14 protein-coding genes and 1 other RNA gene are annotated in these 18,033 nt (G+C 53.6%); 6 read left to right on the forward strand and 9 right to left on the reverse strand.

The annotated features are described in order from the left end of the window. Positions 1-58: 58 nt before the first annotated feature. Together pykF and PAGR_RS12200 are read left to right on the forward strand one after the other, a co-directional pair. Positions 59-1,471: a pyruvate kinase PykF gene (gene pykF / locus PAGR_RS12195; RefSeq protein WP_013025600.1), complete on the forward strand. Its 1,413-nt coding sequence runs from the start codon at positions 59-61 to the stop codon at positions 1,469-1,471. Between the two features lie 306 nt (positions 1,472-1,777). Then, positions 1,778-2,014 carry a major outer membrane lipoprotein gene (locus PAGR_RS12200; RefSeq protein ID WP_006118977.1) on the forward strand — a complete coding sequence of 79 codons (237 nt, stop codon included), beginning with the start codon at positions 1,778-1,780 and terminating at the stop codon, positions 2,012-2,014. Between the two features lie 74 nt (positions 2,015-2,088). Here the strand turns inward: PAGR_RS12200 and PAGR_RS12205 are convergent, their stop codons facing one another. Genes PAGR_RS12205 through sufA form a run of 7 tightly spaced genes read right to left on the reverse strand, consistent with a single transcriptional unit; the run spans position 2,089 to position 8,707 of the window. Continuing rightward, positions 2,089-3,069, reverse strand: coding sequence for a L,D-transpeptidase family protein (locus PAGR_RS12205; protein ID WP_013025599.1), 981 nt, complete (start codon positions 3,067-3,069; stop codon positions 2,089-2,091). A 56-nt stretch (positions 3,070-3,125) separates the two neighbouring features. After that, entirely contained in the window at positions 3,126-3,542 is a 417-nt protein-coding gene (gene sufE / locus PAGR_RS12210; RefSeq protein ID WP_013025598.1) for a cysteine desulfuration protein SufE, read from the reverse strand. A gap of 21 nt (positions 3,543-3,563) precedes the next feature. Then, a complete protein-coding gene (sufS, locus tag PAGR_RS12215; protein ID WP_041455905.1) occupies positions 3,564-4,787 on the reverse strand; it encodes a cysteine desulfurase SufS in 1,224 nt (407 codons plus the stop codon). Continuing rightward, positions 4,787-6,064: a Fe-S cluster assembly protein SufD gene (gene sufD, locus PAGR_RS12220; protein WP_014593600.1), complete on the reverse strand. Its 1,278-nt coding sequence runs from the start codon at positions 6,062-6,064 to the stop codon at positions 4,787-4,789. The genes sufS and sufD overlap by 1 nt, the downstream gene beginning before the upstream one ends. Continuing rightward, positions 6,039-6,785, reverse strand: a complete 747-nt coding sequence (gene sufC / locus PAGR_RS12225) for a Fe-S cluster assembly ATPase SufC (protein WP_013025595.1) — start codon at positions 6,783-6,785, stop codon at positions 6,039-6,041. Before sufC ends, sufD begins: the two co-directional genes overlap by 26 nt. A 46-nt stretch (positions 6,786-6,831) precedes the next feature. Further along, on the reverse strand, positions 6,832-8,325 hold the full coding sequence (gene sufB / locus PAGR_RS12230) for a Fe-S cluster assembly protein SufB (protein ID WP_013025594.1): 1,494 nt from the start codon (positions 8,323-8,325) through the stop codon (positions 6,832-6,834). A gap of 7 nt (positions 8,326-8,332) precedes the next feature. Continuing rightward, positions 8,333-8,707: a Fe-S cluster assembly scaffold SufA gene (gene sufA, locus PAGR_RS12235; RefSeq protein ID WP_013025593.1), complete on the reverse strand. Its 375-nt coding sequence runs from the start codon at positions 8,705-8,707 to the stop codon at positions 8,333-8,335. A 388-nt stretch (positions 8,708-9,095) separates the two neighbouring features. Between sufA and PAGR_RS12240 the strand changes: the two genes are divergently transcribed. Next, positions 9,096-9,500: a hypothetical protein gene (locus PAGR_RS12240; protein WP_014605959.1), complete on the forward strand. Its 405-nt coding sequence runs from the start codon at positions 9,096-9,098 to the stop codon at positions 9,498-9,500. 31 nt (positions 9,501-9,531) lie between these two features. Here PAGR_RS12240 and ydiJ read toward each other — a convergent pair whose 3' ends face one another. After that, a complete protein-coding gene (gene ydiJ, locus PAGR_RS12245; protein WP_014605960.1) occupies positions 9,532-12,585 on the reverse strand; it encodes a D-2-hydroxyglutarate dehydrogenase YdiJ in 3,054 nt (1,017 codons plus the stop codon). 208 nt (positions 12,586-12,793) lie between these two features. Between ydiJ and ydiK the strand changes: the two genes are divergently transcribed. After that, positions 12,794-13,894: an AI-2E family transporter YdiK gene (gene ydiK, locus PAGR_RS12250; RefSeq protein ID WP_014605961.1), complete on the forward strand. Its 1,101-nt coding sequence runs from the start codon at positions 12,794-12,796 to the stop codon at positions 13,892-13,894. A 254-nt stretch (positions 13,895-14,148) separates the two neighbouring features. After that, positions 14,149-14,257, forward strand: an RNA gene (gene rprA / locus PAGR_RS23170) — antisense sRNA RprA. Between the two features lie 66 nt (positions 14,258-14,323). On the opposite strand, the gene ppsA is transcribed toward rprA, so the two are convergent. Further along, a complete protein-coding gene (gene ppsA / locus PAGR_RS12255; protein WP_013025589.1) occupies positions 14,324-16,708 on the reverse strand; it encodes a phosphoenolpyruvate synthase in 2,385 nt (794 codons plus the stop codon). 416 nt (positions 16,709-17,124) lie between these two features. Here ppsA and ppsR point away from each other — a divergent pair, with 416 nt between their 5' ends. Next, complete coding sequence (ppsR, locus tag PAGR_RS12260) at positions 17,125-17,952, forward strand: posphoenolpyruvate synthetase regulatory kinase/phosphorylase PpsR (RefSeq protein ID WP_013025588.1); 828 nt, start codon at positions 17,125-17,127, stop codon at positions 17,950-17,952. Positions 17,953-18,033 lie beyond the last annotated feature (81 nt).

Below are 18,033 nucleotides of genomic sequence, written 5' to 3' on the forward strand. Positions count from 1 at the left end.
CGGTGCACTGTCATCGAAATCCTGTTTTTCATCCATCACAACTTACAGATAACCCGTCATGAAAAAGACTAAGATCGTTTGTACAATCGGCCCAAAAACCGAATCCGAAGAGATGCTGACTCAGCTGCTTGAAGCAGGCATGAACGTCATGCGTCTTAACTTCTCTCACGGTGACTATGCAGAACACGGTCAGCGTATTACCAACATGCGTGCCGTGACGAAAAAAACCGGCATTCCTGCGGCTATCCTGCTGGATACCAAAGGGCCGGAAATCCGCACCATGAAGCTGGAAGGTGGCAACGATGTGTCACTGAAAGCCGGTCAAACCTTTACCTTTACCACCGACCAGAGCGTGATTGGTAACAACGAGCGTGTTGCCGTGACCTACTCAGGCTTCGCGAACGATCTCAAAATTGGTAACACTGTACTGGTCGACGATGGTCTGATCGGCATGCAGGTCACCGAAGTCACTGAGAACAGCGTTGTGTGTGAAGTGCTGAACAACGGCGATCTGGGCGAAAACAAAGGCGTTAACCTGCCTGGCGTTTCCATTCAACTGCCTGCCCTGGCAGAGAAAGACAAGCGCGATCTGATTTTTGGTTGTGAGCAAGGCGTGGATTTTGTTGCAGCCTCGTTTATTCGTAAACGTTCAGACGTGCTGGAAATTCGTGAACACCTGAAGCAGCACGGTGGCGAAAACATTCAAATCATCTCCAAGATTGAAAACCAGGAAGGCCTGAATAACTTCGACGAAATCCTCGAAGCCTCGGACGGCATCATGGTTGCGCGTGGCGATCTGGGCGTTGAAATCCCGGTTGAAGAAGTGATCTTCGCGCAGAAGATGATGATTAAAAAATGTAATAAAGCCCGCAAAGTTGTCATCACCGCGACGCAGATGCTGGATTCCATGATCAAGAACCCGCGTCCAACCCGCGCTGAAGCTGGCGACGTGGCTAACGCCATTCTGGATGGAACAGATGCGGTGATGCTGTCTGGCGAGAGCGCGAAAGGCCGCTATCCGCTGGAGTCGGTCACCATCATGGCGACCATCTGTGAGCGTACCGACCGCGTGATGAAGCCACGCATCGACGGACAAAATGACAGCCGTAAGCTGCGCATTACCGAAGCCGTTTGCCGCGGTGCCGTTGAGACAGCCGAGAAACTGGAAGCACCACTGATTGTAGTCGCCACAGAAGGCGGTAAATCAGCCAAGGCCGTGCGTAAGTATTTCCCTAATGCAACCATCCTGGCACTGACCACCAACGCCACCACGGCGCGCCAGTTGATTCTGAGCAAAGGGATCGAGACCCGTATGGTCAGCGAAATCGCCTCTACCGATGATTTCTATCACCTGGGTAAAGAAGCGGCGCTGGAAAGCGGTTTTGCTCAGAAAGGTGATGTTGTTGTGCTGGTTTCAGGTGCGCTGGTACCCAGCGGAACGACCAATACGGCATCGGTACACGTTCTGTAATATCGCGTTTAACGCCTCTTTTTTAAAAAGCGCCTTCAAAGGCGCTTTTTTATTGTCTTCATAATACAGATTCAGGAAAAAGCCAGCGCGTAATGACAATAAAAATGCGCTGCAAATTAAGGTTAATCCGATTAAATCTCTCTGTTTTAGCTAAATTTTTTTATGTTGTTCTTCAATTCGCTGCTTCTTTGAGCGAACGATCATGTTTAAGCATGTTCTTATCAAAAAATTATTCTCAAGTTAAAAAGCTTTGTGTAATACTTGTAACGCTACATGGAGATTAACTCAATCTAGAGGGTATAAATAATGAATCGTACTAAACTGGTACTGGGCGCGGTAATCCTGGGTTCAACTCTGCTGGCTGGTTGCTCAAGCAACGCTAAAATCGACCAGCTGTCTTCAGACGTTCAGACTCTGAACGCTAAAGTTGACCAGCTGAGCAACGACGTGAACGCAGTGCGTTCTGACGTTCAGGCTGCTAAAGATGACGCAGCTCGCGCTAACCAGCGTCTGGACAACCAGGCTCACTCTTACCGTAAGTAAGAGTTCTGGTTTTAAAAATGGTGCCCTTGTGGCACCATTTTTTTTGTCTGCAGTTCGGGATAACGACGTCCGCCCTACTCGCCCACAGCGCGCTGGGATGACGCAGAGGCCGCAGCCTCATCCTGTATCGGCTCACCCGCACTGACCAGCACAGGCATGCCTGAGCGACGCGTCAGCGTGGCTTTAATCAACGCTCTGTCACTCTTCTCGCTCTTCATAAAGGATCTGAAGTCCGCACTGAGCGCTAACGGAGCCGTTTGCGGATCCTCCTTCTCATTACGTGACAGCGGCTGATGCACCTCAACGTAGCGCTTACCATCCGGTTCAACGCTGAACTTTACCGGTTGGTTAATAATCTGTACCCGCGTCCCTACCGGCACGCTATTGAACAGCGCTTCGATATCCTCGGTACGTAAACGAATACAGCCTGAACTGACGCGCATACCGATACCAAAATTGGCATTGGTGCCGTGGATAAGATACTGGCCTGTTCCACGCGCCATACGCAGCGCATGCAGCCCCATGGGGTTATCCGGGCCTGCTGGCACGACGGCGGGCAGCGTGATGCCCTCTTTGGCATAGCGCTTGCGGATATTCGCCGTGGGCGTCCACGTAGGATTGGGTATTTTCTGGCTGATGCTGGTCACCATAATGGGCGTGACGATCCCCATCTGACCAATGCCAATGGGGTACACGATAACCTTGTCTTCGCCCTTTGGATAATAGTACAACCGCAGTTCGGCCAGGTTCACCACAATGCCTTCACGCGGCGTGTCCGGAAGAATCATCTGCAGAGGAATGGTCAACTGGGTGCCCGGTTTCGGTAACCAGGGATCGGTACCGGGATTCGCTTCCAACATGCCCAGCAGCCCGACCTGATAACGCGCAGCAATCTCTTCAAGAGGACGTTTGTTATCCGGTACCTGGGTCACCACATTCTCACCAATCAGGCGGCTGTCGGCGGGCGGTAACGGGTATTCCGTGGCAAAAACGGGTGCAGAGAGCCCAAAACAGGTCAGCAGCAATGCACCAGCTAAACGCAAAGCAGGTTTCATGCGGTTTTTCTCGTCAGATAGTAAAAAGACGCCGGATGGCGTCTTTGAAGTGTATCTTAGCTGAGGTTCTGAGCGGTATGGCGAATTGACTTAATCATCGCTTCCAGCCCCTGCGAACGCGTTGGCGTGAGGTGCTGAACCAGGGCCAGTTCGCTGAACCAGTGGCGCACATCCAGCGCCACAATGTCAGCGGGCTGCAGGTTTTGATAGAGACTAAATACGATAGCTATCAATCCCTTAACAATGGCTGCATCACTGTCACCTTCAAAGCCGATGGTGCCATCTGCCTGCGGTGTCATCTTGATCCACACCTGGCTCTGGCAGCCCGTAATGGCATGTTCGGGCTGATGCAGTGTTTCAGATGATTCCGGAAGTTTGGCACCCAATTCAATGATGTAGAGGTACTTCTCTTCCCAGTTGGCGCAACGGTTGAAGTTGCGCACCAGTTTCTCTTTTTCTGGCAACGTCGCCATTAATCACTCCGTTTACTCTGCTCAACCGCCCAGCAGACGATGAATACGCGTCAGGCCGGCCGCCAAGCGATCGACCTCTTCTTCACTGTTGTAGAAGGTGAAGGAAGCACGGCACATCGCCGGCACCTGATAGTGGCGCAGTAACGGCATTGCGCAATGATGTCCGGTGCGAATCGCAATACCGTACTGATCAAGGAAGCTGCCAACGTCAAACGCGTGGTGTTTGCCAAGGTTAAAAGCAATCACGCCTGCGCGCTGCTGCGGACCGTAAATCTGAATATCAGGTACGGATGAGAGTTTATCAAGGGCATAGTTCATCAATGCGGTTTCACGCTGATGAATCGTATCCAGACCCAGCGCCTGCACATAGTCCAGCGCCGCACCCAGCCCAATAATGCCGCCGGTGTTTGGCGTACCGGCCTCAAAACGCCATGGCGCCGTATTCCAGGTGGTGCCGGTTGGCAGCAGGACTTCACCAATCATCGAGCCACCGCCTTCCCATGGCGGCATGGCATCCAGAAGTGCCTTGCGGCCATAAAGTACGCCAATGCCATTCGGGCCATAGAGCTTATGGGCGGAGAAGACATAGAAGTCGCAGTCGATGTCCTGCACGTCAACGGTGTTATGCATCACAGCCTGAGCCCCGTCAATCAGCGTGACGACGCCAGCCGCTCTGGCCTGCGCGACGATCGCTTTCACCGGGTTAACCGTGCCCAGCACGTTTGAAACGTGCGTCACCGCCAGTAAGCGGGTCCGGCTGTCGATCAAACCAGCCAGTTGGTCCAGCGCCAGCTCACCGTTGTCGGTCAGCGGCAGCACCCGGATCTCGGCACCGCAGCGCTCTGCCACCATCTGCCAGGGCACGATATTCGCATGGTGCTCCATCTGCGTGATAATCAGATTATCACCGGGCTGAAGCTGACTGCCGCCCCAGCTGTTGGCGACCAGATTGATCCCTTCCGTCGTTCCCTTTACAAAAACAATCTCTTCCGATGATGCCGCATTGAGAAAACGTGCCACCTGTTCGCGAACGTTTTCCATATCGCTGGTCGCCTGCTGGCTGAGCGTGTGAATACCGCGGTGCACGGCCGCGTAGCCGTGCTGGTAGAAATGACTTTCGGCATTGATGACCGACAGAGGACGCTGTGCGCTGGCGGCGCTGTCAAGGTAGGCCAGCGGATGACCGTTGACCTCACGCTTCAGGATGGGAAAATCCGCCCTGATACGCTCGAGATCGAAGTTCATCATGAGTCGCCTCCCGGGAAGCGCTGCGCGATGCGCTGCAGCACAGCCTGGCGCAGAATTGGATTATCCAGCGTTTCGGTTAACTCGGCAGCAAAGGCATGGATGATCATGGTCTGCGCCGCGTCCTGTTCAATGCCGCGAGAACGCAGGTAGAACATCTGCTCGTCATCAATACGGCCTACGGTCGCCCCGTGGCTGCACTTCACGTCATCCGCGTAAATTTCCAGCTGCGGCTTGGTATCCACTTCCGCCAGACGGCCTAACAACAGGTTGTTATTGGTCATCTGTCCGTCAGTTTTGAGTGCGTGCTGCGCGACTTTGATGTGACCGTTAAACACCGCACGGCCTTTGTCACGCACGATGGTTTTATGCATCTGGCGACTCAGGCAGTGGCCTTTGTTGTGTTCAAGATAGGTGCGGGTATCCGCCACTTCCTGATTCACCGGCAGCACCAGGCTGTTCAGGGACAGCTGAGTATTTTCACCATTGAGCTGCGTACTGGTATTGTGACGGCTCAGGCCAGCACCCAGTAAGAAGCTGGTGCTGGTCACCTGCGCATCGCGGTTGATCACTATGTCGTTATGGGCAAAGTGATAGCTTTTGCTGCTCTCAAAAGCCAGCTTGGTGTGACGAAGCCTGGCATTGTCCGCAACGGCAAAGGTGAAACGGGCGCCGGTAAAATGCGCGCTGTCGTTTAGCGTGACAAAGTGCTCAATCACTTCCGCTTCTGCGCTTTCTTCCAGTTGCAGATGATGACGATGATGAACCGTGTTCATGCCGTCGTCTTTGCCGCTGGTGATATGCAGCAGATAAAGCGGACGTGCCGCCGCCTTGCCACGCGCCAGCCGAATATGCGTGACTTCTTCAGCCAGGCTTTCGGTCAGGTGCAGAAAAATCTCCGGCTGCACGGCGGCAGGCAGGTCGCGGCGCTCGGCCGCAACGCTGTGCTGAATCTCGAACAGTTCGGTATCGCCGCTACTCAGCCCAGGCTGGAATCTTCCGTCGACAAAAACCAGACGTACGGCATCCAGCGGGAGCGACAGCGCATCAACCTGCGTAGCGCTGAGCTCGTGCGCCTCAGGCAACACGAAGTGATGTGCCAGCAGGCCATCCAGCGGCGTGTATTTCCAGTTTTCATGTTTGCGGGTGGGCAAGCCCAAACGCATTAACTGCTGCCAGTGCTGCTGAGCCTGCATTGAACGCATTTCACCGCGTGATTCAAACAGGTGGTGCCACTGTTGCAGCGCGGTATCACTCTTCGTCGGTAAGCCAGCCATAGCCCTGCTCCTCCAACTGTTTCACCAGCGAGAAATCGCCTGATTTTACGATTTTACCCTGATACAGCACGTGTACGAAGTCTGGCTTGATGTAGTCCAGAATACGCTGATAGTGGGTTACGATGATAAATGCACGCTTTTCGTCACGCAGGCTGTTTACGCCATTGGCGACGATTTTCAGGGCATCGATGTCCAGACCGGAGTCGGTTTCATCCAGAATGCAGAGATCCGGTTCCAGCGCCGCCATCTGCAGAATATCGTTACGCTTCTTCTCACCACCGGAGAAGCCTACGTTAACGGAACGCGTCAGCAGATCTTCTGGCATTTTCAGCAGATCGATTTTTTCTTCAATGAAGTCTTGGAAATCAAAGCGATCCAGCTCGTCCTGCTGACGGTATTTGCGCACCGCATTCACGGAGGTCTGCAGGAAAAACTGGTTGCTGACGCCGGGGATTTCAACCGGGTACTGGAAAGCCATAAAGATGCCTTCGCCTGCACGTTCCTCAGGTTCCAGCTCCAGCAGATCCTTGCCCTTAAAGGTTACGGAACCGCCGGTGACTTCATAGTCTTCACGTCCGGCCAGGGTCGCAGACAGCGTACTCTTACCCGAACCGTTCGGTCCCATGATGGCATGAACTTCGCCGGGCTTAATCTCAAGGTTCAGACCACGTAAAATCGCTTTGTCTTCAACGCTAACCTGTAAATCTTTAATACTTAACATGCTTATTCCTTCACATTGCTTCCGGCAACGCGTGTGACGGCGTCAATCAGCCCACACTGTGCTCAAGGCTGATGGCTAACAGTTTTTGCGCTTCCACTGCAAATTCCAGCGGCAGCTCAGAGAATACGTCTTTACAGAAACCGTTCACGATCATCGAAATCGCATCTTCTTCACTGATGCCGCGTTGCAGACAGTAGAACATCTGATCTTCGCCGATACGTGAGGTGGTGGCTTCGTGCTCCAGCTGAGCGGTATTGTTACGGGTTTCAACATACGGGAACGTATGCGCGCCACAATCCGGACCAATCAGCATGGAATCGCACTGCGTAAAGTTACGTGCGTTGGTGGCCGTGGGCATGATTTTTACCAGGCCACGGTAGGTATTCTGGCTTTTCCCGGCGGAAATACCTTTAGAGATAATCGTCGACTTCGTATTTTTGCCGATGTGGATCATCTTGGTACCGGTGTCCGCCTGCTGGCGTCCGCTGGTCAGTGCCACCGAGTAGAACTCGCCCACGGAGTGATCGCCACGCAGGATACAGCTTGGATATTTCCAGGTAATGGCCGAGCCGGTTTCCGACTGCGTCCACGACATTTTGCTGTAATCCCCTTCGCACAGGGCGCGCTTGGTGACGAAGTTGAGGATACCGCCTTCGCCTTCACCGCCCGGGAACCAGTTCTGAACGGTGGAATATTTCACTTCCGCGTTCTTATGAATGATGACCTCTACCACCGCAGCGTGCAGCTGGTATGTGTCACGCACGGGCGCGGAACAGCCTTCGATGTAGCTCACGTAGCTGTCTTCATCTGCAATCAGAATCGTACGTTCGAACTGACCGGTTTTCGCAGCGTTAATGCGGAAATAGGTAGACAGCTCCATCGGGCAACGCACCCCTTTCGGGATGTAGACGAAAGTACCGTCGGAGGCTACCGCAGAGTTCAACGCGGCAAAAAAGTTATCATTGGGTGGCACCACGGTACCCAGGTACTTTTTCACCAGCTCTGGATGATCGTGGATCGCTTCGCCAAAGGAGCAAAAGATAATTCCCTGCTCGGCCAGCTTGCTGCGATAGGTCGTGGATACGGATACGGAGTCGAAGATGGCGTCAACGGCCACTTCTTTACCTTCACGTACCGGAACGCCCAACTGATTAAACGCGTTCTCAACTTCCTGCGTCAGATAATCACTGGCCGGGGCGCTGCCCGATGCCTGGGTCGCGCCCGGTTCAGACGCACAGGTGTCATCGCAGTTTCCGCACGATGGCGCGGAGTAGTAACTGTAGTCCTGATAATCCAGCTTTTCGTAATGCGCTTTCAGCCAGTGCGGCTCTTCCATTTCCAGCCAGGCACGAAAGGCTTTAAGACGAAACTCCAGCATCCACTCTGGCTCGTTACGCTTAGCCGAAATTGCCCGTACCACATCTTCATTGATGCCGTTGGCAAATTCTTCGGTTTGCAATTGGGTAAAGAAGCCCTCTTTATAATTGAGCTTACCTTCCCACATTTGTACATCGTCAGATGTTTCGCTGTGTCGTGACATATTTCACTTACTCGACGCCAAAGCTTTCACCGCACCCGCAGGCGTGCTGAGCTTTAGGGTTATTGAATTTAAAAATCTGATTCAGGCCTTCGCGAACATAATCCACTTCGGTGCCATCGATAAACGGCATTGCCTGAAGCGGCACAAACAAGGTTGCGCCGTAGTAGCTAAACTGCAGATCATCCTCTTCTGGCTGCTTCACCAGATCCATTACATAACCAAAACCGGCACAGCCGGATTGTTTAATTGCTAAACGCAGGCCCTTGACTTCTGGGTTTTCTGCGGCCAGATTTAGAATTTGTTTCGCTGCGGTTTCAGTCAGCGTTAACCCTTTCCACACATACTCGTCGGGTGAGAAAGAGTCTGCATTCACGGATGACATGTTGATACCTCTTGAGTCCGGACCTTTTCAGGCTATCCCCCTATGGTAGTGATCTGACAAATCACTTCAACCTCTTGTTTTGCAGGGATAATCATAAGATGCTATTTTTACAGCTCATTTCTTAAGCATAGTCGCTGCAGCCAGGCTTGCATCGGCGAGCGTCCACTGAATTCGGGTTCTGTAACCTGTTAATAAATCGTAAATTTTTAAATGGCACCTTTACGATAATGCCTGTATTGATAGGTTACGCCTTTCTGGCATGTAAACAGATTGTTATTTCCGATTATACCGACAGGTGAGATAAATCGAAAAAAATTTCTTGCCGGGGAATTGCATTCCCGCTCCAGTTGAATATGATAATTATTATCATTCAACATTGAGGCGCGTTATGTCGTTATCGGTTTCAGCCTGGCTTCAACATAAACTCGATGAATACCGTTTTTCGGTTCGCGATCTCACCGTTGATTTTTACCTGGCACAGGCCAAACTCAACCGGGCTGAATGTACGATTCAGCAACTGCGTCAGTTTAACGATACCTGTTTAGACATGGCAGAGATCTGCCAGTTGAACGGCGATGACCTGAGTTATCTGCATGCCATGGGCAAACTTCACCACCGGCTGGTCCAGGAGATGCAAAACCCGGATCGTGACCGGCTGTTTCGCATCCAGGCTTACCAGTTGGCGCGACTCTCCCTGACTCAGCTGTGTCATCAACTCGCGATAACCGGTGAATGGGAACAAGCCACCGTATTGCAGAGTGAATTCGTCAGGCACGCAGGCTGGATATTCTAATCCAACCTGCGTCCGGCGTCGCCTCACCTTTTCAGATTAACTCTAGCAGTGCCTGAAGAGGATGACGCATGCCGTTGCCCTCCACGCGCTTGACCTGACTGCGGCAGGAAAAACCGGTTGCCAGGCAGCGCTGGCGCGGCAGTTTCTGCAATTGCGGATGCCATGACAGCGCATAAATTCCCAGGGAGTTCTCCAGGTTCTGGCTCTCATGACCGTAGGTGCCGGCCATGCCGCAACAGCCCACATTGATGTTTTCGAGCTTTGCGCCGAAGCGTGAGAAGATCGCCTGCCACTGACCGGGCGTGCCCGGCAGAGCGGTCACTTCGGTACAGTGAGCAAACAGATACCATGCTTCTCCGCTGGTGACCTGCACCTCACGTTCCTGCAGCGCCTGATGGAGCCACTCATGTACCAGAAGCACGTTGAAATCGCCACGGGCCTCGCCCAACATCTGGTGATACTCATCGCGGTAACAGAGCACCGTTGCCGGATCAATCCCCACCATCGGCATGCCCAGCTTTGCCACGCGATTCAGGAAATCGGCTGTTTTACTGGCCGTACGCGCAAAGCGTTGCAAAAAGCCTTTCACATGCTGCGCTTTGCCGTTGGGTGAGAACGGCAGCAGAACGGGCTGGTATCCCAGTTTCTCAATCAGTCGGATAAAATCATGTACCAGTTTGGCTTCATAGAAACTGGTAAAGGGATCCTGCACCACCAGCACTTTTTGGGCTCGCTGTGTTTCACTGAGCGCTTCGAGCTGCTCCAGCGTCATATTCATCGCCGGATGACCACTCAACTGCTGCTTGAGCGTGGGCGAGGACAATAAAGGCAGGTCGACCATGCCAATGTGTGTCTTACTGAATGAGGTCGCCCAGGGCTGTTTCAGGAAAAAGTTAAACACCCCCGGTGCTTTCGCCATCAGGGGCGCGTAGCTTTCTACGCCTGCCACCAGATGGTCGCTGAGCGGGCGCAAATAGCGTGTATGGTAAAGCTGTAAAAAACGCGAGCGGAAGGCCGGAACGTCAATTTTTATGGGGCACTGAGTCGAGCAGGCTTTACAGGCCAGGCAGCCGGACATCGCCTCTTTCACCTCATGAGAAAAATCATATTCCCCTTTATTGGCATACCAGGTATTGCGCATTCTGCTTATCAGCGCGCGAAGCGACAGGGAACTTTCCGGCAGCTTTTTCTCCAGCATCACCGGATCGGCGCCCTGCTCTGCCAGCAACCGAAGCCATTCCCGCGTTAAGGTCGCGCGCCCCTTCGGCGAGTGAATGCGGTTACGGGTGATTTTCATTGACGGGCACATCGGACTGCGGGCATCGAAGTTAAAGCACAACCCGTTTCCGTTGCACTCAAGCGCACCGCGCCAGGTTTCTCGTACCTGAAGGGGGATCTGACGATCGTAGCTGCCCCGTTTCGTCGCATCTACCTGCATCATTGCCGCCTCGCTGTCGAAAGGCGTACAAATCTTACCGGGATTGAGACGATTGTGGGGATCGAAGGCCGCTTTAATGCGGCGCAGCTCGTTAAACAGCGTTTCGCCAAAAAAGGCCGGACTGTACTGCGCGCGGAATCCCTTGCCATGTTCTCCCCACAGCAGGCCACCATAGCGTGCAGTTAAGGCAACCACCTCATCGGAAATTTGCTTCATCATCATTTCCTGATGGGGATCGCACATATCCAGGGCCGGACGGACATGCAGCACGCCGGCGTCCACGTGACCGAACATGCCATAACTCAGACCATGGCTGTCCAGAAGCGCGCGAAACTCAACAATATAGTCGGCAAGGTGTTCAGGTGGAACGGCGGTATCTTCAACAAAGGGGATCGGTTTGGCACGGCCTTTGGCATTACCGAGTAAGCCCACCGCCTTTTTACGCATGTTATAGATGCGTTCAATACCGTCCAGATCGTCACAGAGTTGATAGCCGATCACCCCGCCCTGCTGCTGCGTCATCAACGTATCCAGACGGGCGCAAAGCTGTGTGATCTGCCGATCGATTTGCCCGGCATCATCCCCGGCAAACTCAACGATATTCAGCCCTAACATTTCTTCATCCGGGATAGCCGTAATCAGCTCGCGCACGGAGTGCCAGACAATATCTTCCCGTGCCAGATTGAGCACTTTCGAGTCAACCGTTTCCACCGACAGCGCCTGCGCCTCGACCATCAGGGGGGCATTGCGAAGCGCAGAATCGAAGGTGTCATATTTAATATTAACCACGCGCCGGACTTTGGGCAGCGGCGTGATATCCAGACGAGCTTCGCTGATAAACGCCAGCGTTCCCTCTGCACCACACAGCAGCCGCGTCAGGTCAAAGGTCTGCATGTCATCGCTAAACACGTGGCGCAGGTCGTAACCGGTCAGGAAGCGGTTGAGCTTAGGAAACTTCTCCAGAATCAGTTCGCGATGCTCACGGCAGCGGGTGAGCACCTGCTGATAAATTCGGCCTTCAGGCGTGGGCGTTTGCGCCAGATTTTCAGCCAGCGCGGTAGGCACCGGTCGGGTATCCAGAATATCGCCGCCGAGCAGCACGGCCCTGAGCCCTAAAACATGGTCAGAGGTTTTACCGTAGACCAGCGAGCCCTGACCGGATGCATCCGTGTTAATCATGCCGCCCAGGGTGGCGCGGTTACTGGTGGAGAGCTCCGGTGAAAAGAAGAAACCAAAAGGTTTCAGGTACGCATTAAGTTGATCTTTGACTACCCCAGCCTCGACGCGCACCCAGCGTTGTTCGGTATTGATTTCCAGGATGCGGTTCATGTGGCGCGACATATCCACAATGATGCCTTGATTGAGCGACTGACCGTTGGTCCCGGTGCCGCCACCGCGCGGGGTGAAGACCAGACTGGAGAACGCCGCTTCACCCGCCAGTCGGGCTATCAGTGCCACGTCTGCCGTCGAGCGCGGGAAAAGCACCGCATCGGGCAGGAGTTGATAGATGCTGTTATCGGTTGAAAGCGAAAGTCTGTCGGCGTAGCTGGTGGCGGTATCGCCGGTGAAACCCTGCGCTTTGAGGGTTTCAAGAAATGTCAGCACCCGCTGGATAAGACCCGGTGCCTGAGAAATCTGTGGGATCATGGAGTATGTGACCAAAGATGTTGTGTAGGTTTGCGTCTGTATCTTGCTTTAATTCTCAGTTTTATCACATTTCCCACCGCGCTGTCGTTTTTTCAGGAAGGGCTGAAACCTTTTCTTTACAAGCCTGTTTAAACGCCCTGAAATAGCCCATGATTACGGGGCAGCGTCATCCCCTGAGTTGACGAATTCCAATGAGGTAACGCACAAGATGAAAAGCCTGGAACGGCAGATTGATCTTCCCCAGATGTTATTTACCCTGATTTTTATTTTACTCCTGATCGCCGCGTGCTTGTGGGTTGTCCAGCCATTCATATTGGGCTTCGCCTGGGCAAGCATGGTGGTTATTGCCACCTGGCCCCTGATGCTGAAGATACAGCGCCTGCTGTGGGGGCGGCGTTCGCTGGCGGTCATTGTGATGACTATCCTGCTGCTCCTGCTGTTTATCATCCCGGTTGCCCTGCTGGTTAACAGCCTGATAGATAACAGCGCACCGGTCATCGCCTGGGCGACTCAGGGACATATGTTACCCACTCTGAGCTGGCTCAACGATATTCCCATGGTGGGTGAGAAACTGTATGCCAGTTACCAGAAACTGGTGGCGGGCGGCGGCGCAGCGATCATGGCGAAGTTACAACCTTATGTTGGCCGTACCACCGGTTTTTTTGTGGCGCAGGCCGGGCACTTTGGCCGTTTTATGATCCACCTGGCCGTGATGCTGTTGTTCAGCGTACTGCTCTACTGGCGCGGTGAGCAGGCTGCACAGGGCATCCGGCATTTTGCCTGGCGCATGGCTGGCCGACGCGGTGATGCTGCCGTATTGCTGGCCGGACAGGCAGTACGCGCGGTGGCGCTGGGCGTTGTCGTCACTGCGTTGGTGCAGGGCGTACTGGGCGGTATCGGGTTAGCCGTTTCCGGTATCCCCTACGCCACCTTGCTGACCGTGTTGATGATCCTCTGCTGCCTGGTGCAGATCGGCCCGCTGCTGGTGCTGGTGCCCGCGATTGTTTATCTCTACTGGAGTGGAGACACCACCTGGGGCACGGTACTGCTGATCTGGAGCTGTGTTGTGGGCACGCTGGACAATATTTTGCGGCCGGTGCTGATTCGTATGGGCGCCGATCTGCCGCTGATTCTGATTCTGTCCGGCGTTATTGGGGGATTAATCGCGTTTGGTATGATCGGCCTGTTTATCGGGCCGGTTGTGCTGGCTGTCTCTTACCGACTGGTCTCTGTCTGGATGCATGAAGTGCCTGCGCCGCAGGCCGATCCGCTAAGCGTGGTAAGTGAATCACCGGAGCAAAAGCCCTGATCCCTCCTTTTATATGATTAGTACTCGTTAAGTGGGCTGGCTGATTAAGATATCGCCAGCCTTTTTTTCATTAGCGTACTTTAAGATAAAACGCATGTTTTACGCCTTTAGCCCCTCTCCCGCCTTAAAATGATTACTTTCTAAACATAATAACGGTCCGAAACGCTCTCCCTAGCCGTCAAAATATTATTTCCTTTAAACTAATAAGAGGATTCTTAAAGACGCCAGCGAGCCGTGTGAATACCATGTTTCCTATGTTGGAAATCAAGTTACTGATTTCTAAACGCCCTAATTTCCCCTGAGTAGCGTAAAGAATTGCTGTGTGTAGTCTTTGCCCATCCCCTGTGATGGGCTTTTTTTTGCCTGTCAAAAAGCAAAAAAAAAAGCCAGCTTGCGCTGGCCTTCTGGCATCGGAGGTTATCCATCACCTCAGGCGGGTTTGTTTAGCGCCGCCAGGCTTAACCAGGTTTCCACCACGGTGTCCGGATTCAGAGACAGACTGTCGATGCCCTGCTCCATCAACCAGGCCGCGAAATCCTGATGATCTGACGGCCCCTGACCGCATATTCCTACGTATTTGCCCTGTTTTTTCGCCGCCTGAATCGCCATGGACAGCAGCGCTTTGACCGCCTCATTACGCTCATCAAACAAGGCCGATACCACGCCAGAGTCGCGATCCAGCCCCAGCGCCAGCTGAGTCATATCATTGGAGCCGATAGAGAAACCATCAAAGTGTTGTAAAAACTGCTCGGCCAGCAGGGCATTCGAGGGGATTTCACACATCATAATGACCTTGAGCCCGTTCTCGCCGCGCTTCAGTCCCTGGCGACCCAATTCCTCTACCACCGCCTGAGCCTGATCGACCGTACGCACAAAGGGCACCATGATTTCCACGTTGGTCAGCCCCATCTCATTGCGTACGCGCTTCACCGCTTCGCACTCCAGCGCGAAACAGTCGCGGAAACTCTCGGAGACATAGCGGCCTGCGCCACGGAACCCCAGCATCGGGTTTTCCTCTTCGGGTTCGTAACGTTCCCCACCCACCAGATTGGCATATTCGTTCGTTTTAAAATCCGACAGGCGGACAATAACGCGCTTCGGCGCGAACGCCGCGCCCAGCGTCGCGATCCCTTCGGTCAGACGGGCGATGTAAAACTCAACCGGATCGTCGAAACCTTTCATCATCTGACGAATCTGCTTCTGCAGTTCAGGGGTTTGCTGATCGAACTCCAGCAACGCTTTTGGATGGACGCCGATCATGCGGTTGATAATAAATTCCAGCCGCGCCAGACCAACCCCTTCGTTTGGCAAACAGGCGAAATCAAACGCGCGATCCGGGTTGCCCACGTTCATCATGATTTTAAGCGGCAGGTCCGGCATGGTATCAACCTGTGAACTGGTGACGTCGAAGTCGAGCAGTTCATCGTAGACATAGCCGGTATCGCCCTCAGCACAGGATACGGTAACGGTATGTCCCTCTTTCAGCCGCTCGGTGGCATCGCCACAGCCAACCACCGCCGGGATGCCCAGCTCACGCGCGATAATCGCGGCATGGCAGGTACGGCCGCCGCGGTTCGTCACAATGGCGGAGGCTTTTTTCATGATCGGTTCCCAGTCGGGATCGGTCATATCGGTCACCAGCACGTCACCTTTTTCGATGCGGTTCATTTCGCTGATATCGTGAATGACCTTGACGGTACCGGCGCCGATGCGGTGACCAATCGCACGGCCTTCAATCACCACCTTGCCCTGTCCCTGCAGGCTGTAACGCTCCATGACCTGACCGTTGGAACGCACGGTTTCAGGGCGCGCCTGGACAATAAATAACTTCCCGGTGTGGCCGTCTTTGGCCCACTCAATATCCATCGGGCGCTTGTAGTGTTGCTCAATCAGTACCGCCTGATGGGCCAACGCCTCCACTTCGGCATCGCTCAGACAGAAACGATCGCGCTCGGCTTCCGCCACATCTTCGATGCGCACCTGCTCGCCATGTTCACGCGAGTCGGCGTAAACCATCCGCACCTTTTTCGAGCCCATGTTGCGGCGAACGATAGCAGGACGTTTCGCAGCCAGCGTCGGCTTGTGCACATAAAACTCGTCCGGGTTCACCGCGCCCTGTACCACCATTTCGCCCAGGCCCAACGCGGCGGTAATGAACACCACCTGATCAAAGCCCGATTCGGTATCAATGGTGAACATGACCCCTGAGGACGCCAGATCGGATCGCACCATGCGCTGGATCCCCGCCGACAGCGCCACGCCGCGATGGTCGTAACCCTGATGGACGCGATAGGAGATAGCGCGATCGTTAAACAGTGAGGCATAAACGTGTTTCACTGCCACCATGACTGACTCGATGCCCTGCACGTTCAGGAAAGTTTCCTGCTGGCCGGCAAAGGACGCGTCAGGCATATCTTCGGCGGTGGCGGATGAGCGCACGGCGAAGGATGCCTCAGCATCGTCGGCAGAGAGCTGCTCGTAGGCCGAAAGAATCGCGGCTTCCAGTTCAGGCTGGAACGGGGTTTCGACTACCCACTGGCGTATCTGCTTACCCGCCTTCGCCAGTTGATCCACATCATCAATATTGGTGTCATCCAGCAAAGCATAAATACGCTGGTTCAGACCGCTCTGCTCAAGAAACTGATTAAAGGCCCAGGAGGTGGTCGCAAAACCGTTGGGAACGGACACGCCCAGAGATGACAAATTGGTAATCATCTCACCCAGAGAAGCATTTTTGCCTCCCACCCGATCAACATCATGCATGCCAAGCTGGTTGTACCAAAGTACTAACGGCTGTTCGCCTTTATTGGACATTGAACTGATCCTTTATTAATGAATGGGCACATGGAAAATCCTGCTATTAACAAATCCAGCCTGGCATAACGTCTGATTAAACACGATCTGTTGAATCGTTAAAGCAGATTCTCAGACACAGTTTCAGAATTGCGCCTGGTTTTTTTCAGCGTTGCGCAAGGCCCTTATTTTTTGCTAATACGCTGATAATTCGCTCATTATTTTTTTTACTGCCTGTTATGCGGCGTTTTTGTTGCGCAACAAACACAGGCGTTGTCTGTCACCTGAGGCGGTGTTAATGGCGCAAAAAAGAGGGAACAGGTGACGTCATGATGCAAAAGCGAGAGGGAAACGATGCCCCAGACTACACTTGCCCCTGAAGGCATGCTTATATTATCTCACTTGTTTTTACGACTTCCCTGCCCGAGGCACGACTTATGACCACCGACAGAAGCGTTTTCTACATTTCCGACGGGACAGCAATTACAGCCGAAGTATTAGGCCATGCCGTGTTATCTCAGTTTCCGGTTAACACCACGAGCGTGACCCTGCCGTTTGTTGAAAACGTACAGCGTGCGCAGGCCGTTAAGGCGCAAATCAATGCGCTTTATCAGCAAAGCGGCGTGCGCCCACTGGTGTTTTTTTCCATCGTTACGCCTGAAGTCCGTGACATCATTGTGCAGAGCGAAGGCTTCTGCCAGGACATTGTGCAGGCACTGGTCGCGCCGCTTCAGCAGGAGTTGGGGTTGTCACCGGCACCGGTTGCGCACCGCACCCACGGGCTTGATGCCAGCAATCTCGGCAAATACGACGCCCGTATTGCGGCAATCGATTACACGCTGGCGCATGATGACGGCATTTCGTTGCGCGGCCTGGAGGATGCGCAGGTGATCCTGTTAGGCGTTTCGCGCTGCGGCAAAACACCCACCAGCCTGTATCTTGCCATGCAGTTCGGTATCCGTGCTGCTAACTATCCGTTTATCGCCGACGACATGGATAATCTGAAATTGCCTCCCGCCCTGCGTCAGCATCAGCACAAGCTGTTTGGCCTGACGATCGATCCGGAACGCCTGGCGGCCATTCGTCAGGAGCGCGCAGAAAATACCCGCTATGCCTCTATGCGCCAGTGTCGACTGGAAGTGGGTGAAGTTGAAGCGCTGTTTCGCACTCACCAGATTCGCTACCTCAACAGTACCAACTACTCTGTGGAAGAGATTGCGACGAAAATCCTCGATATTATGGGCCTGACGCGCCGCATGTATTAGTCAATTGCCGACGGCGGCGCTGTAACGTCCCGCTGCCGTCATTTTGACTTTCATTATCATGTTGTCGCTTGAATTCGCAGG

It is taken from the genome of Pantoea ananatis PA13 (assembly GCF_000233595.1).
In the GTDB taxonomy this organism is placed as follows: Bacteria; Pseudomonadota; Gammaproteobacteria; order Enterobacterales; family Enterobacteriaceae; genus Pantoea; species Pantoea ananatis.

Coding starts and splice junctions, on each gene's coding strand:
- PAGR_RS12205 (WP_013025599.1), bottom strand. CDS start 3,069: ATGAAACCTGCTTTGCGTTTAGCTGGTGCATTGCTGCTGACCTGTTTT.
- ppsA (WP_013025589.1), bottom strand. CDS start 16,708: ATGTCCAATAAAGGCGAACAGCCGTTAGTACTTTGGTACAACCAGCTT.
- sufE (WP_013025598.1), bottom strand. CDS start 3,542: ATGGCGACGTTGCCAGAAAAAGAGAAACTGGTGCGCAACTTCAACCGT.
- sufC (WP_013025595.1), bottom strand. CDS start 6,785: ATGTTAAGTATTAAAGATTTACAGGTTAGCGTTGAAGACAAAGCGATT.
- sufA (WP_013025593.1), bottom strand. CDS start 8,707: ATGTCATCCGTGAATGCAGACTCTTTCTCACCCGACGAGTATGTGTGG.
- sufS (WP_041455905.1), bottom strand. CDS start 4,787: ATGAACTTCGATCTCGAGCGTATCAGGGCGGATTTTCCCATCCTGAAG.
- PAGR_RS12240 (WP_014605959.1), top strand. CDS start 9,096: ATGTCGTTATCGGTTTCAGCCTGGCTTCAACATAAACTCGATGAATAC.
- ppsR (WP_013025588.1), top strand. CDS start 17,125: ATGACCACCGACAGAAGCGTTTTCTACATTTCCGACGGGACAGCAATT.
- pykF (WP_013025600.1), top strand. CDS start 59: ATGAAAAAGACTAAGATCGTTTGTACAATCGGCCCAAAAACCGAATCC.
- sufD (WP_014593600.1), bottom strand. CDS start 6,064: ATGGCTGGCTTACCGACGAAGAGTGATACCGCGCTGCAACAGTGGCAC.
- ydiK (WP_014605961.1), top strand. CDS start 12,794: ATGAAAAGCCTGGAACGGCAGATTGATCTTCCCCAGATGTTATTTACC.
- PAGR_RS12200 (WP_006118977.1), top strand. CDS start 1,778: ATGAATCGTACTAAACTGGTACTGGGCGCGGTAATCCTGGGTTCAACT.
- sufB (WP_013025594.1), bottom strand. CDS start 8,325: ATGTCACGACACAGCGAAACATCTGACGATGTACAAATGTGGGAAGGT.
- ydiJ (WP_014605960.1), bottom strand. CDS start 12,585: ATGATCCCACAGATTTCTCAGGCACCGGGTCTTATCCAGCGGGTGCTG.